We start from the raw sequence: 15,570 nt of genomic DNA, 5'->3' as shown, positions 1-15,570 counted from the left end.
CACAAACCGCTGCAAAATTGAACAGCAAAGATCAACAGACCCTAGTCCTTCAGGTTTTGTGCAAAGGTTTTTTTAAACTTTGCTAACTTGGGTGCTACGACCATGTTGCAGTAGGTGTTCTGTGGATTGTTGCTGAAATAGTCCTGATGGTAGGCTTCCGCTTCATAGTAATTATTCAGCGGCACGACTTCTGTCACGACAGGGTCAGACCAAATCTGCTGTGCTTCAATTTCTGCAATAATGGTTTCCGCTGCCTCTTTTTGTTCCTCAGAGTGGTAAAACACGGCGCTACGATACTGAGAGCCAACGTCGTTTCCCTGCCGACCCAATTGGGTGGGATTGTGTAATGCGAAAAAAATTTCGAGAATTGAGCGGAAACTGATGACGTCTGCGTCAAAATTAACCCTAACGACTTCGGCATGCCCGGTGTTGCCGCTGCAAACCGCTTCATACGATGGGTTTTCGACGGAACCACCGGCGTAACCCGATAGTGCAGATTGCACACCTTTCACACTGTTGAACGCTGATTCGATACACCAGAAACAGCCACCGGCCAGGGTTGCTTGTTGGATATTTGCCATAGGGGCCTCTTTGAGAACATCGTGAGAGAACCTCAAACGTATGCCCGCGACCCGTAAACTTCAAGTCATCCAAGATAGTTTTTTTTGCGTAACAACAGCTCACTGGTCACACCGTGCAGAGTAAATCGTGCGGCTATGGAGGATTTATGCCAACTGGTTTTGCGACCTTTACTGTTTTTTATGACGGAAACTGCCCGCTGTGTATGACTGAAATGAAGCATCTGATGAAGCGGAATACGCAGCAAAAACTGATTTTTGTCGACATCAATCACCCGCAATTTTCCACTGACCACCCCGGCCTAAGCCAACGAGATTTGCAGGCTAAAATCCACGGGCGCTGGTCACATGGTGAAATGTTAACGGGGTTAGATGTCACCTACACAGCATGGCGATTGGTGGGTAAAGGCTGGCTGTATGCGCCACTGCGATGGCCGGTGATCCGTTGGTTTGCTGATTGGGCCTATACGGTCTTTGCACGTCATCGACAGCGTATTTCCACGCTACTGATGGGAAAATCACAGTGTGAAAATGGGCATTGCAATCCAACTAGAGGAGATTCTCATGAGCGCAAATAATGCGTTAGTTATTGGCGGCAGCGGTGGCATTGCGCAAGCTCTCATTCAACAACTCGTTGCTTCTGAAACTTACGATCGGGTTTACGTGGTTTCACGAGCAGCGTCTGTACCCACAGCGCTAGCGGAAGACGCCAAGACGCTGACATGGATTACGTTGGATAGTTTGGATACTGAAGCGCTTGAAACGCAAATTTCTGCATGGTGTGACGAGGACACCGCATTTTCGCTGATTATCAATACGATTGGTTTGCTGCACAGCGATACGGTGAAACCAGAAAAACGGTTAGAAGATATTGATATCGCCAACCTCACACGCTACTTCGAGGTCAACACCATGACACATGCGCAGTGGCTAAAACAAGCGCATAAAATTGTTCACAGCGGTGGTGCAACCTACGTTGCCTTCAGTGCTCGTGTTGGTAGCATTAGTGATAATCATCTGGGCGGATGGTACGGCTATCGCGCATCCAAGGCCGCGTTAAATATGCTGATGAAAACCGCCAGTGTAGAGTACGCGCGCCGCTCAAAAAATACCCGGCTGGTGTGTTATCACCCCGGAACGGTCGACACGGGCTTGTCGAAACCCTTTCAGAGCAATGTTAAACCGAGCAAGCTGTTCACCCCCGACTTCACGGCGTCACAACTGCTCAGTATCCTACCGTCACTGGGCACCGATCCAAACATTCACTATATCGATTGGCAGGGTGAGGAAATTCACTGGTAGGTTGATAAATTCGCTGATCCGCCTATCGGACTATTTTGTGTGTTGATCGGCGGCATGCTAGGCAAGGTGAATTGCAACTGCTAGTATGCTGAACGATAAAAAGGTGCAAAAAAAATAGGGCACGCCCCATGCACCGCAGTAATAACAACAATAATAATTCGATAGGAAGGAACGTGTTATGAGTGCTTCGAGAGAAGAGTTTGGCTCGCGCTTAGGTTTTATTCTAGCCGCCGCAGGCTCAGCTGTGGGTATTGGTAATCTTGTGGGCTTCCCCGTAGGCGCTGCTAAAAATGGTGGTGGTGCGTTCTTATTAATGTACGCCCTGTTTGTATTCTTAATTTGCTTACCGGTGATGTTGGCCGAAATGTCGGTCGGCCGCCACGCTGGCAAAGATCCGCTTGGCGCCTACACTAAGCTTAGTGGTGGTGCGTGGCAGTGGAAAATAGCCGGCTGGTTGTCGATTATTACGCCATTTATGATCGCGGTTTTTTATCTCGTGATCACCGTCTGGATATTTGGTTATCTGGTCGAATCGACACTCGGCAATCTTGACGAACTAGCAAACCCTGAAACCTTTGGCACCTTTATTCAAGGCCAGAGTGTTTTTTATTACATGGTTGCGGTGCTGGCGATTGTCTATTTGATATTGCAAGGTGGCGTGAAGGACGGCATCGAAAAAGCCGCAAAGTTGTTAATGCCATCGCTCTTCGTTATGTTACTGGTGTTAGTGGGCTTTGTACTTACCCGCGACAACGCCTTGGCGGGTGTGGAGTACTATCTGGTACCAGATTTCAGCAAAATAGACGCATCGGTGGTCAATGGTGCGCTATCGCAAGCATTCTTTTCTCTGTCGTTAGGCATGGGGATCATGATCACTTACGGCAGTTACATCAACAAACGCGCCGATATTCCCGGATCGGCGAAGCTGGTAGCACTCACCGACACCTTGGTCGCTTTTGTGGCTGGTTTAATGATTTTGCCCGCAATATTTTCATTCAATCCAAATATTGACCCCAGTGAATTGAGTGAATCATCCATCAGTATGATTTTCAGCTTTCTGCCCAAGATATTCTTAGCATTGCAAGCAAGCCTTGGGTATTTCGGTGCTAGCGCCGTAGCCAGCGTGTTTTTCTTACTGGTGTTCTTTGCTGCAATCACATCAATTGTCTCGATATTTGAGGTTCCCGTAGCCGCATTAATGGATGAAAAAGGCGTTTCGCGTAAGTCAGCACTGGGCCTGTTGGGGCTGTTGCTGGTTGTCTTTGCGGTTTGTTGTGCGCTGAGTTTTGGGATGGTGAGCTTTTTCACCGAATTTACCAGCTACGCTGGTGCGACAAAATCATTTTTTGATATCGTCTACGACGTATTCTACGACACCATATTGCCACTTAATGGCCTGCTGATTTGTTTATTCGTAATTTATCGCTGGAAGAAACATAACTTCAATGCCGAGTTGGATCAGGGTGCGCCGAAATATAAAGGGTCTCTATTTGAGCGCTACGTCGATATTTCTGTCGGCACCTTTATACCCGTTATCTTGGCAGTGATTTTTGTTAACACGGTGGCGGTAAAGTACTTCGGCGTGTCGTTGTTCGCTAGCTAACGCAGCATGTCATAGGGGCTTGCGTACGCCAGCGTGAGCCCTAGTTTCTGCAGCGTATACTGCGGATCGATCACTTTTCCGATTGGCTTGTCATCCTTAATAAAATCAGGGCGCTGAAGTCCTTTTTCATCCGCCGCCCACTGATAGTAGGCTTTTCTTGGTGGGTGGTCGGTGGCACTTAAATGCAGCACATCATCGACAATGCATTTTTGTTGGATGGCCAATACCGCGTTAACAACATCAACCTTGTGTACCAGATTTACCGGTTTTTGCGGCGCTGATATCTGACTGCGGCCACTCAATGAAGTCACCGGGTGTCGCTGGTCATCCACCAAGCCCGCCAAGCGTAACACGCAATGCCGCCCTGGCAACGTTTCCCGCAGATACTGTTCGATGGCGACGTGGGCATGCGCTGAGCCCGTTTCAGGATACGTTGGCGCATTTTCCTTGATTTCGCTCACTTCGGTGTACGGCGACTCTCCGTAGACTGATGTTGTACTGATGAAAATGATTTGTTGGATATCCTGCGCCTGAGCCACGTCGATCAAGCGACAAAGCTGTTCGGTGAAAACGGAGGCATCAATGCGCCGTCGCCCCGGGGGAATATTAATCATCCAACAAGGACTGTCTGCCAGCGCCTGTGTATTTGCAGCGCTCAGTGCAGCGACATCCAGTATCACCGGTTCGATACCCTGTTCACGCAACGTGTTGGCACGTTGCGCAGAGCGCGTGGTGCCGACAACGGCGATGTGTTTTTCGATGAGTCGCTGAGCGACGGCCTGACCCAGCCAACCACAGCCGATCAGCGCCATCTTATTTCCACTTTTCCCTTTCACTGAAACTTTCGCTCATCGGCATGATCAAAACACCAACTCATTGTCGGTGTTTTGTTCAAAAAGATAAAGCCTAACGACTCATCCTGATTTAAGGGTAAGCAACTCCGTCTCGGATCGCCCTAAGCAATAGATCCGAAGCTTTGCAGATGTTCTTATCTCGTGTTCAGATTACTTCGCGTGGTTTCGATTAACGGTTAATATATCCAATGAGGACAGGGCAGACACCTGCTGAGACAGTTCAGTTTCAGCGACGTCAGCTTGATAAAGAATATCGCACAAGATGTCTGCTTGTTTCTCAAGTGACTGGGCGCGCTCATTAACACGCTCCTCAATGGTTTCGCCGAAATTGCTCATGCGGTTGGCAAAATCGGCAATGGATTGATCGCCGCTGAATAAGTCACCGCCAACAGACAACAAAATTTTTCCGAGTGACTGACTGACAAGGTTTTCAACTTTTGCATCGAACTCCTCATCCCAGCCTTGATCAATCCAGTCACCGTGCCCTAAGTCACTGGCATGAATGGTAAAGTCGCCATTAGCATTATCATAGCGCGAATCAATGCGTTGCTGCAGATCGGCGAAAAACACATCAAACTCCTGACTCAAATCTTCATCTTCGCCTAAAAGTTCAGTAAACACCTCCGACACCGTTGTGCCAGCGATGGTAATGGCATCCGTGGCGATACTGACGGTCATGGGAACCGCACTGACAATGTTACGATAATAAGCCTGTGCCGCTTCTTGCTGGGCATCTGTTAGTTTCAGCGGCTGGCCATCGACTAACACGTCGCCGGATGCATTAAATGTTGCGTTGAGACTATCGCTATCAATAGACAACTGACCTTGTTGATGGTCTAAGCTCCCGTCAAGGTTGATATTACAATGTTCGTTGTGCGCAACATGAGCATGAATGGGCGCTGAAAGCAGCGCTGCAGCAAGTGCGATTGTCGTTATACCCGTATGTCGTTGCATCATTATTTTCCTTAAATGTCATTCTAAAATGCTAGCGTGCTGGGGTTATACAAGTTCTCTGCCAATTAGCATTTTACTTATACATCAATAAGATACGTTGATTTCTGTTTGTGACAACAGAAATGGACACTGATTTTTTGAGCAAGGACCTCAAAATATCGTGTATTTGACCATAATCAATAAACCGCGCTAAAAGCGCTGTGTTAGCGTAGGCAAAAAAGCCTGCATAGGGCATAATGCGTTCAGCATATTTTTAGGGGGTATCGCATGGCTGATTGGTTGAATGCAATTTTGTTTGGTGTCGCGTTAGTGACCGTCGTGCTGGGATTAACGAGCATTATTATGGCATTTATGTCGGATAAGCAGGGTGCCGATGCGATGAAAGAACGCATTGAGTATGGATTTTTAGGTCTGTCTGCACTGACCATCGCGGGCTTGGTCGGCTACGTGCTTGCTTAGCGTCATTCACATCGCCGAAAAAAGCCCAGCATACGCTGGGCTTTTTTCTGGCAGAGTAATCAGTCGGTTAGTTTACCTCTGGCATGGTAGCGATGTTATCTCGCTGATAAGCACGTAAACCAAACAGCGGTAACATAGATACGACATGATCGAAGATATCGGCCTGGATCCCCTCATAATCAACCCAGTTCTTATTCGCACTAAAACAATAGATTTCCAGTGGGAGACCCAGCTCCGAGGGCGGCAACTGGCGTACCATGGTCGTCATTTCTTGATTGAGTTTAGTGTGGTTGCGTAAATATTTTTCGAGGTAGGCTCTGAACGTGCCCAGATTGGTCAGTTTGCGGCTATTCAGCAAATCACTTTCATCAATTTTAGATTCTTGATGATAGTGGCGTAACTCATGCCTTTTGGTTTCGATATAACTACTAATGTAACGGATGTTCGCAAAACTTTTGAGCATGTCTTCATCGCAGAATCGAACGCTACGTAAATCGATGTGAATTGCACGCTTGATCCGGCGCCCACCAGACTCACTCATTCCACGCCAGTTTTTAACCGCTTCGGTCGTCAGGGAGTAGGTCGGAAGTGTCGAAATGGTTTTGTCCCAATTCTGCACTTTCACGTTGGTTAAACCGATTTCTAGGATTTCGCCGTCTACTTCGTACTTGGGCATGGCAATCCAATCACCGGTATTGAACATGCGGTTAGCGGCAATCTGAATACCCGCCACGAAACCCAAAATAGTGTCTCTGAAAACGAGTAATAACACAGCCGCAATCGCTGTCATACCCGATAGCAAAATAACGGGGCTTTTGTTGATCAGTAAGCTAATAATCAACAGGATCACGATGATAGTGAACAACAATTTGGCAACTTGGATGAACCCGGTGATTGGCGCACGTTTAGCCAAGCGAGAGGTTTTGTAGATGTCCTCAATCGTATTTAATACTGCACTGATGATGAGCAGCGACGCGATGGCCAGATACAACATCGAAATGCGCTCGATGATGAGTAATACACGTGAGTCGTGGGACAGCAGCAACGGTGCAACAACCGCTATAACGATAGCCGGTACAATATGCCCACAGCGCCTGAAAAAGTGATTTTTGTGCAGAATATCGTCCCAATCGGTGCGGGTTTTTAACGCGAACCGCGTTACCCGTTCACTGACAATAAATCGAGTGATCAGCAAAGACACTATGGCACACAAGCCCACCAGCATCAGCGCGGTGATGTAATAAGAGAGCGACGAAATATCCGCATTCGGCATTACCATGTGCAGGTAGTCCAGGATAAATTCTTGCAACACCGACGCTTCTTCAATCATACTCATTCATTTCCTAGCAATTGTTGTAAACGTTTGTCTTTGGCTACCCACAAGTCATTCAACCAGCGTTGGAAGCCGCCTCTAAAAATATCATCGTTGAAGTAATCGCCGATCACGTCTTCTGTCACTGGCAATACGGTGACATCCACCACGATATGGCGCATCTGTCCTCCTAGCATAGCAAACATTGGGTGCTTACGATTTTGCGGATAAGCCAGCGAGACATCCAATATATTGGTGAATAACTCTCCCATCGCTGCGAGAGTGAATGCGATGCCACCGGCTTTTGGCGGTAACAGACACCGATATTGATTATTCTTCAAACGTTGTTTTTCCGGTGTAAAGCGCGTTCCTTCAACGAAGTTGATCACTGTGGTCGGTTGATACTTGAACTTCTCGCAGGACTTACGGGTAGTTTCGATATCTTTGCCTTTTAAATGTGGATTTCGAGCGATAAACTCGCGTGAGTATCGGCGCATAAAAGGCATGTCTAGTGCCCACGCGCCCAGACCCACAAACGGCATCCAAATAAGTTCTTTTTTCAGGAAAAACTTGGGCGGAGGTATACGGCCATGTGCGAACTGTATCATTAAAATGATATCCAGATAGCTCAAATGATTTGCTAATAAAAGATACCATCCTTCACGGTCCAGATGGCCATCGATTCGGTACTCCAACCGGACATTATTAAACAAACGAATGAGTCCGACGCTGACTTGTCCAAACCACAGTAAAAAGCAGTTCATCATTGGATTGAGGATGTTGCGCTCTAGCTTTTGCGGCACAATAAGCTTGACTAAACCGAAGGCGATAATTAGCGCTCCCCACAACGCAAGGTTACTGATTTGCAGAATGAAGTGCAGAACAAAAATAAATGGAGCTAACAAAACGCGCATAGTATCGACTGCTACTGTGTATTAAATTGAGACAATTGAGCGTCCTTATCTTGCCAGAGCTTGTTTAGCCATTGCTGAAACACGGCTCGTTGGCGAGGGTCGTCAAAATAGTCGTTGTGGAAGACTTTTTCCTTAAACAAATCCGCTACCGGAGTGACGCTAACTTGCACTCGTACCTGATCGACCTTGCCACACACAAAATCCCAGAAAGACGGTATACCGCCAGGATAGTAAATGGTGACATTAACTAACTTGTGGAGTTGCGAACCCATGGAACTGAGAACAAAAGCCACACCGCCAGCCCGAGGCTTTAGCAAATGGGTAAAAGGGGAATTTTGTCTGGCGTGCTTCGCAGGCGTGAAGCGCGTGCCTTCAATAAAATTCATCACACTCACCGGTTTATAACGGAACTTCTCACACGCTCTCCGCGTGGTTTCTAAATCTTTGCCTTTTAAATGCGGGTGCTTGGCAAGAAAACTTTTGCTGTAGCGTCGCATAAAGGGAAAATCCAATGCCCACCAAGCTAACCCTAAGAAGGGCACCCAGATCAGCTCTTTCTTTAAAAAGAACTTTAAAAACGGGATACGCCGATTGAAAACGCGCTGCAAAATAAGGATGTCTACCCAACTCTGATGATTTGCAATAACCAAATACCAATCGTTTACGCTAAGCTGGTCAATGCCGGCCACCTCAAAGCGCGTGCGCCCTGTCATATTTTGATTCACGTTATTCAAGGTGATCCAATTGGTCGCGCAGCCGTCGAGTATATGAGAAATAAATTTTCGCCACGGGCTGATGGGAATGACTTTCAACAACGACAAACAAAAAATGGGGATGCACCAGAAAACGGTATTCACGAAATAGCCGATAACTGAAACGGTGCCAATGATATTGTGACCTAGTTGTTTTAACATGTTGTCGAAAACCTTATTATCATCCCTAAACGAACGCGCCGTATTGTAAACGAAAACGGTGAGAATCCGAACTTTCCTCACATCGTGTTTTCAATGAGTGCATAAAGGAGTAAAGCATGTCCAAAACCATCACCTGCAAAGCTGCCGTGGCATGGGCCGCCGGCGAACCGTTAACGATTGAAAACGTTGACGTAGCCCCGCCGAAGGAGGGAGAAGTCAGAATTAAGATTGTGGCCTCGGGCGTTTGTCACACTGATGCCTACACGTTATCTGGTGATGATCCCGAAGGCTTGTTTCCGGTCATACTCGGCCATGAAGGGGGCGGTATTGTTGAGTCGGTCGGAGAGGGCGTGACGAGTGTTGCGGTGGGTGATCACGTGATCCCGCTGTACACGCCGGAATGTGGTGAATGTAAGTTTTGTACCTCTGGCAAAACAAATTTATGTCAAAAAATTCGCGTCACGCAGGGGCAAGGCTTGATGCCTGACGGAACGAGCCGTTTCAGCATTGATGGTCAACCCATTTTTCATTATATGGGCTGTTCAACCTTCGCAGAATATACGGTGCTACCCGAGATATCATTGGCGAAAGTCAATCCCAAAGCGCCACTTGAAGAAGTGTGCTTACTCGGCTGTGGCGTAACCACGGGCATGGGCGCAGTGATGAATACCGCAAAGGTGGATGAGGGTGATACCGTAGCGATTTTTGGGCTCGGTGGTATCGGCTTGTCTGCTGTTATCGGTGCGGTGATGGCAAAAGCGTCACGCATCATCGCTATCGACATTAATACCAGCAAATTTGAACTGGCCAAAAAACTCGGTGCAACCGATACCGTTAATCCAAAAGACTTCGATAAACCCATTCAGGAAGTCATTGTTGAAATGACCGACGGTGGCGTCGATTATTCATTTGAATGCATAGGCAATGTCGATGTGATGCGCAGCGCATTAGAATGCTGTCATAAAGGTTGGGGGGAATCAGTCATTATCGGTGTTGCTGGTGCGGGCAAAGAAATTTCAACCCGACCGTTTCAATTGGTGACAGGCAGAGTCTGGCGCGGTACGGCGTTTGGTGGTGTAAAAGGGCGCTCTGAACTTCCTGGTATTGTTGAGCAATATTTGGCTGGCGATATCCCACTGCATGAGTTTGTCACACATAAGATGCCACTCGATGACATTAATCAGGCATTTTCATTGATGCACGAAGGGAAAAGCATTCGTAGCGTGGTTCAATTTTAGGAGTTAACAATGGATATCATCAGTCGACAACGAGTATTTGAAGGTGAGCTCATCCGCTTTAAGCATGACGCGGCATCGACGCACTGTGAAATGACGTGCAGTGTGTTTATGCCACCCCAAGCATCAGCGGATACACCCGTACCGACCCTGTATTGGTTATCCGGCTTGACCTGCAATGATCAAAATTTTGCACAGAAGGCAGGGGCTTTTCGCGCTGCCGTCGACATGAATATTGCGATCGTCATGCCAGATACCAGCCCTCGTGGCGACAATGTGCCCGATGATGACGAAGGCAGTTACGATTTTGGCCTGGGAGCGGGATTTTATGTGGATGCAACCAGGCCACCGTTCAATCAGCATTACCGCATGTACAGTTACATTGTTGATGAATTACCCGCGCTCATTGAGCACTCGTTTGATGTGACATCGGTGAAAAGTATCAGTGGTCACTCCATGGGCGGGCACGGTGCTCTAATTATCGGTTTGAAAAATCCACAGCATTACCGAGCCATGTCTTCGTTCAGCCCGGTGTGTCATCCGAGTGATTGCCCCTGGGGGAAAAAAGCGTTTGCTCTATATTTGGGTGATGATGCGGGCGCGTGGGAAGCATATGACGCGACGCTACTGATTGCAAAGGCTCAGTCAGTGCGCCCGATCAAAATTGACCAGGGCAGTGCTGATGAATTTTTGGCCGAACAACTCAAGCCCGACGCCCTATTAAAAGCAGCGCACCAACAAGATGTGAGTCTTCAATACGGCTTACATACAGGTTACGACCACAGCTACTACTTTATCAGTAGCTTTATCGATGATCACATTGCTTTTCACGCAGAGCATTTGCACGACCGCTAGGATTTCTGGCGGTCGGCTGCTGTTAAAACGATAAAACTGCTTAGTTTACTTTTGCCATAGCCTGTCATACGTGAAAAGTCGGCTGAGGCAATCGGAATGTGCTGATATTCAAGCGGGTTTGTATCGTCGTCGTCCATATCAGAATCATGAATATATAAGCAGTCATGATCGATGTGAGTAACGCACACCCAGTGTGGATTCTTGTAACCGTTCAATTGGTACGTACTGATCAAACCGATTACGGTCGCGCCGTTTTCCATACTGTGTTTGAGCGTTTCAATGGATGGTTGACCAACTACCACCTCCACATCAGTCCTTTGTAGTTGACGCTTAAATGTTGACTCGACCGTGCGCATAATCACTTTTTTATGTTCACTGCGTACGCCATCAAAGAAAAGCTCGTCCGCTTGGCTAACAAATAAGGTTACGTCAAACCCACGCCTATACGCTGCCAGCGCAAGGCCGTAAGGGTGACAACCGCCATGCCCTGTTGTCATGTAAATCGTGGTGGCTTCGCGCCAGAGTTCAAGCTCATGGGCTTGATCCAGCGGTTGCTCTTTATCCAAATGGGTCATCGCCATCAACAGCGCTGCCGGGCCGCAGGTGAAGTCGGTGGTCTGTTTATACCAAGGATAGGTGGGCAGGTGTTGTTGCGAACTCAATTGACGTATGGGCTTTTGCATGCGCACCGCGTCAACATTGTTTTCGTAATAGTTGGCATACACACCAAACGAGCGATACCCACAAGACTCGTACAACGCGATAGCGGGGGTATTGTTTGCCGCCACTTCTAAGCGCATATACAGTCTATCTGCTTCAATCACTTGCGTTTCAAGGTGAGCTAATAATTGACGCCCGATACCGCAGCCTTTGGCTTTGGCATCAATCGCAATGGAATAGAGACGCGCCAAGCGGGTACCGTTTCGCAATAACACTAATCCGTAGCCGACAACTTCGCCGTCTAACACAGCCACGCTAAAAATACTGTTGTTCGCCTTAACCCAATGAAGAAAACGTTGGCGGCTTAACCTGTCAGTCTCAAAGCTGGCATTTTCAAGTGCCACTAATGCGTCAATATGCGCTTTAGTGGCTGGTTCAAACGTGAGTGCCGGTGCAAGCTTTCGTTGCACAGCCATGTTCATCGACATAATCCTCAGCGGCCTCGTGCTTCTAAACGATTGGCGAACTCTTGCATAATCAACATATAAAGTTCTTTGCCTAGATACTTGTCTTCCACCTTGCTTTCAAGGCTGGGGTTATCATTCACTTCAATGACATAAACCTGCCCGTTGGCATGTTTTAAATCCACACCATACAAGCCTTTCCCGGCCACCAAACTTGCTTTTACCGCCGCGTCGAGCACAGGCTTTGGCACTTCGAAGGTTGGTAGCGTTTCAAAGTTGCCTGAAAAATGCGTTTTCGAACTATGGTTATAGATTTGCCAATGGTTGCGGGCCATAAAGTAGCGACAGGCGTAAATCGGCTTTCCATTCAACACGCCTACGCGCCAATCATATTCGGTGCGCAAGAACTCCTGAATGAGCACAAGTGCTGATTGCTCAAGCATGCTGAGGAGTTTTGCTTTCAACTCGGCGATGTTTTCGACCTTATAGACACCGATTGAAAACGAGCTTTCTGGTAGCTTAAGCACCATGGGAAAGCCAAATGACTCAGCTAAGCGTGCACAGGTTTTATCGCTGGCTTCAGACACAAAGTCACTCTTCGGCGAGGGCACTTTGTTGTAGCTAAATGCATCATGCAGAAATACCTTATTGCAACAGCGTAAAATACTCGTCGCATCGTCCATCACGATCAAGCCATCCTGCTCAGCCTTTCGTGCCAAACGATAGGTATGGTGATTGATGGCGGTCGTTTCACGAATAAACAGGGCATCATAGCTGGCAATAGAAGACGCTTGCTTTGGCGTAATCAGCTCAGCGTGAATGCCAACTTGTTCTGCCGCTTTGACAAAGTTCTTCAGCGCTTTTTCATCACTCGGCGGTGTCTTTTCGTCTGGATTGTGCAGAATAGCCATATCCCAGCGAGCCCGTTTTTTCGGACGGCTTGCACGCCACGTCGTTTGAATAAACTGATTTAAAGCCGCCCAAAATGCGGTTTTGCTCGCATCCGTTAAATCACGCAAAGCACGATTGGTAATGTGCGCGGTTAAGCCGTTGTCATCACGATCCAGCGTAATCTGCAAAATAGGTGCAGGGAACTGTTCAAACGCCCAGCGCGCAATGCGTTTATGAATAGCGTTGTCAGTTTGACCAAAGTACACCGAAATTACTCGTGACTGTTTCGCATCAGCCGTGTCAGCCAACTGAGATACCCAAAGGTTTTTCGGTACGGTGATTTCTAGCCCAGCAGGCTGCGCTTCGGTCACGTTGATATCGTTGATAATATTAACGCTTGGCAACACCTTATGTTTACGCGCCTCTGCCAATAATGAACAGTAGTATCCCTGACTGAGATATTTGTCGGTCGCGCAGAGGTTAATGATCTGCATACGAGGCTCGTCAAGCTTCGGGTAGTCTGACAGGTAAGTCGCAAACTCAATAGTCTTTAAGCCCGTTTCGGGGATATCAGACAATGCATCTGCAACAATTAGCGTTTTTAACATGGTTTTTCCAAAAAAAGTCAGGTTATTAAAGGCGTACAGCGCCTAAAATTTGGGCTGAATATAGGCTTATTTATGCACTGTGCAAGTACAATTTAAGGCGCTACGCGAAAATTTATTTGTCGTTAAGAAAATAAAAAGTGATGCGTTTTCTGCTCGATGTCGTTTTTCGCCGAAATCGTTCTGAGCATCTTACGTGCACATCAACAGTCAGTGTAGACGCTATGAGGGGAGGGGCAAATTATCGCGGCAAACAACCGGCTGGTAGATGCGCTCGCTACCGTGTATTTTGCAATCGGAGATACGATTTCTACCGCTACCCTTACTCTGATATAGCGTGCTGTCTGCTGCTTTGTACGCCGTTTCGAACGTGATTTCAGTGCTGCCTGCGCTGATCATACCAACGCTGATTGTTAATGAGACAGTCCTATCTCCAACGTGAATATCTAGCGACCTTATATAGGAAAGGAGTCTTTCAGCGACCTTGTGCCCTGTTGCGCAGTCTGTGCGCGGTAGTAGAACGGCAAACTCTTCACCGCCAACCCGTCCAATGAGGTCGGAATTGCGCAACTGCTTGGACAACCCTCTAGCCGTTTCGCGAATGGCAACATCACCCATCGCATGACCATACTGGTCGTTAATGTTTTTAAAGTGGTCAATGTCGATCATCATTAACACACAAGGATGATTATCTTGATGTTGCCAAAGTGATTGAGCCTGGTAGAAAAAATGATCGCGATTGGCGACCTGTGTTAACCCATCTCGCTGCGATTTTATCGTGAGCTTACGTTCTAATTGTAAAAAGGACAGCCATGGCAGTAATAGTGCGGTCAAGGTTGTGAGTACAATACGGCTCAACAGCAGCGATAGCGTTGTTATGTTTGTGTAGTCCGCGGCAGCGCTATTGGCGATGATCACCCCTTGGCTCCACAGAATTAAACCATGCGCGGCGAAAATGAGCTGCAATAAACGTGTGAAAACGGGTTCAATGATAATTGAGCGCTGTAGCATCATCACACCGGCAAAAAACACACTGCCCGCGGCGAGGCCTGTGACTAGTGGGTTCACTGTGGCATCGGTATGCACCCCATACAGTACGCTTAGGAGTATTACTGAACAGCCTAGGCAAAGGTGTTTGACTATCGGTGTGCATGTGAGTCGAGAAAATCGCAGCAACCCCATCAACACTAGAGCTGGCGCGGCGATAAGAAACACATCGGCAAGAAAATAGCTGATAAGGGGGCTTACTGAGTATGCTCTCAATGAAGAGGTGACACCTCCCAGCACAAAAACGCCACATGACAGCGCCCAATATAAAAAGCACTTGTGGTTAGGTTTGCGCTTAAATACCACCATTAAAAAGGTACCGATCAGTCCATTGATTAGAGCGTGTTGATCTTTACGGTGCATTTTTGCAGCAGTTTGGTGACAATTTAAACAAGGCTGAGCGAGCGTCGTGTAGTTATTCTACATAAGCGAACGAAAACGCAGTGTAAATTGTCACCAAACGCTGCCCGAAGGGTTCAGTTCTATGGCTTGGGGCTTTCGTCATTCGTCATTCACTTAGAATAACTAAGCTTTAATCCTCTTTTCTCAGCCGCAAGCCATAGAATTGAACAAAATTTGTACCGTAAAGATCAACACGCTCTTGTAAAGTAACCAAAATTAATGTGGGTAAGTGCATGTTTAGCGTCGCCTAATGATGAGACCGAAATGATAAAAAACGTGGCGGGTCACATCGGGTAATTCGACCTCGCACAACGCTCTTTAGTGTAATGCCGGATCCGTGTACAGAGAAACTTGCGGGTAACACTATGGTATGAAAATAGATACCTAGTGTTGTGTTTTTTAGCGGTGCTTTCCTTCTTCAGAGCTTTAGAACCCGCCTGCCAATGGTATACTCTGTGTAGGCTCATCAAAATGTAGGTTAGTGTTGAAAACAAGTACAACGAATATCAATCGAGCACTCT

The 15,570-nt window shown here is 47.4% G+C and carries 15 protein-coding genes; 6 read left to right on the top strand and 9 right to left on the bottom strand.

The genetic code is table 11. The annotated features are described in order from the left end of the window. Nucleotides 1–41 precede the first annotated feature (41 nt). Nucleotides 42–581 (bottom strand): peptide-methionine (S)-S-oxide reductase MsrA, encoded by a 540-nt coding sequence (gene msrA / locus KIU71_RS05605; protein WP_214130210.1) that lies wholly within the window; start codon nucleotides 579–581, stop codon nucleotides 42–44. Nucleotides 582–727: 146 nt separating this feature from the next. Between msrA and KIU71_RS05600 the strand changes: the two genes are divergently transcribed. From KIU71_RS05600 to KIU71_RS05590, 3 genes are all read left to right on the top strand, one after another. Then, complete coding sequence (locus tag KIU71_RS05600; protein WP_214130209.1) at nucleotides 728–1,156, top strand: thiol-disulfide oxidoreductase DCC family protein; 429 nt, start codon at nucleotides 728–730, stop codon at nucleotides 1,154–1,156. Then, nucleotides 1,143–1,880, top strand: coding sequence for an SDR family NAD(P)-dependent oxidoreductase (locus KIU71_RS05595; RefSeq protein WP_214130208.1), 738 nt, complete (start codon nucleotides 1,143–1,145; stop codon nucleotides 1,878–1,880). The genes KIU71_RS05600 and KIU71_RS05595 overlap by 14 nt, the downstream gene beginning before the upstream one ends. Before the next feature lie 178 nt (nucleotides 1,881–2,058). Then, entirely contained in the window at nucleotides 2,059–3,483 is a 1,425-nt protein-coding gene (locus KIU71_RS05590) for a sodium-dependent transporter (RefSeq protein ID WP_214130207.1), read from the top strand. Here KIU71_RS05590 and KIU71_RS05585 read toward each other — a convergent pair. Further along, a complete protein-coding gene (locus KIU71_RS05585; RefSeq protein WP_214130206.1) occupies nucleotides 3,480–4,319 on the bottom strand; it encodes an NAD(P)H-binding protein in 840 nt (279 codons plus the stop codon). The two genes, KIU71_RS05590 and KIU71_RS05585, sit on opposite strands and share 4 nt — an antisense overlap. A gap of 168 nt (nucleotides 4,320–4,487) precedes the next feature. Further along, on the bottom strand, nucleotides 4,488–5,294 hold the full coding sequence (locus tag KIU71_RS05580; protein ID WP_214130205.1) for a DUF2884 family protein: 807 nt from the start codon (nucleotides 5,292–5,294) through the stop codon (nucleotides 4,488–4,490). Between the two features lie 264 nt (nucleotides 5,295–5,558). On the opposite strand from KIU71_RS05580, the gene KIU71_RS05575 reads away from it, so the two are divergent. Beyond that, a complete protein-coding gene (locus KIU71_RS05575) occupies nucleotides 5,559–5,750 on the top strand; it encodes a hypothetical protein (RefSeq protein WP_214130204.1) in 192 nt (63 codons plus the stop codon). 67 nt (nucleotides 5,751–5,817) lie between these two features. On the opposite strand, the gene KIU71_RS05570 is transcribed toward KIU71_RS05575, so the two are convergent. The 3 genes from KIU71_RS05570 to KIU71_RS05560 are packed head-to-tail and all read right to left on the bottom strand — an operon-like array spanning nucleotide 5,818 to nucleotide 8,890. Next, nucleotides 5,818–7,077: a mechanosensitive ion channel family protein gene (locus KIU71_RS05570; protein ID WP_315853263.1), complete on the bottom strand. Its 1,260-nt coding sequence runs from the start codon at nucleotides 7,075–7,077 to the stop codon at nucleotides 5,818–5,820. 5 nt (nucleotides 7,078–7,082) lie between these two features. Then, nucleotides 7,083–7,976: an acyltransferase gene (locus tag KIU71_RS05565; RefSeq protein ID WP_214130203.1), complete on the bottom strand. Its 894-nt coding sequence runs from the start codon at nucleotides 7,974–7,976 to the stop codon at nucleotides 7,083–7,085. An 11-nt stretch (nucleotides 7,977–7,987) separates the two neighbouring features. Beyond that, on the bottom strand, nucleotides 7,988–8,890 hold the full coding sequence (locus tag KIU71_RS05560; protein WP_214130202.1) for an acyltransferase: 903 nt from the start codon (nucleotides 8,888–8,890) through the stop codon (nucleotides 7,988–7,990). Nucleotides 8,891–9,006: 116 nt separating this feature from the next. Here KIU71_RS05560 and KIU71_RS05555 point away from each other — a divergent pair, with 116 nt between their 5' ends. Both KIU71_RS05555 and fghA read left to right on the top strand, forming a co-directional pair. After that, nucleotides 9,007–10,128 carry an S-(hydroxymethyl)glutathione dehydrogenase/class III alcohol dehydrogenase gene (locus tag KIU71_RS05555; RefSeq protein ID WP_250207306.1) on the top strand — a complete coding sequence of 374 codons (1,122 nt, stop codon included), beginning with the start codon at nucleotides 9,007–9,009 and terminating at the stop codon, nucleotides 10,126–10,128. A gap of 9 nt (nucleotides 10,129–10,137) precedes the next feature. After that, nucleotides 10,138–10,980, top strand: a complete 843-nt coding sequence (fghA, locus tag KIU71_RS05550; RefSeq protein ID WP_214130201.1) for an S-formylglutathione hydrolase — start codon at nucleotides 10,138–10,140, stop codon at nucleotides 10,978–10,980. Here the strand turns inward: fghA and KIU71_RS05545 are convergent. The 3 genes from KIU71_RS05545 to KIU71_RS05535 form a co-directional block, all read right to left on the bottom strand. After that, complete coding sequence (locus KIU71_RS05545; RefSeq protein WP_250207305.1) at nucleotides 10,977–12,122, bottom strand: GNAT family N-acetyltransferase/peptidase C39 family protein; 1,146 nt, start codon at nucleotides 12,120–12,122, stop codon at nucleotides 10,977–10,979. The genes fghA and KIU71_RS05545 overlap by 4 nt on opposite strands. A gap of 11 nt (nucleotides 12,123–12,133) precedes the next feature. Beyond that, nucleotides 12,134–13,603 carry a RimK family protein gene (locus tag KIU71_RS05540; RefSeq protein WP_214130199.1) on the bottom strand — a complete coding sequence of 490 codons (1,470 nt, stop codon included), beginning with the start codon at nucleotides 13,601–13,603 and terminating at the stop codon, nucleotides 12,134–12,136. A gap of 219 nt (nucleotides 13,604–13,822) precedes the next feature. Further along, on the bottom strand, nucleotides 13,823–15,010 hold the full coding sequence (locus KIU71_RS05535; RefSeq protein ID WP_214130198.1) for a GGDEF domain-containing protein: 1,188 nt from the start codon (nucleotides 15,008–15,010) through the stop codon (nucleotides 13,823–13,825). Between the last annotated feature and the right edge of the window lie 560 nt (nucleotides 15,011–15,570).

Source organism: Alteromonas oceanisediminis, from assembly GCF_018474025.1.
Taxonomy (GTDB): domain Bacteria; phylum Pseudomonadota; class Gammaproteobacteria; order Enterobacterales; family Alteromonadaceae; genus Alteromonas_E; species Alteromonas_E oceanisediminis.
Note: the sequence above shows the minus strand (reverse complement) of the source record. Positions and strands in the feature narration are given on the sequence as shown.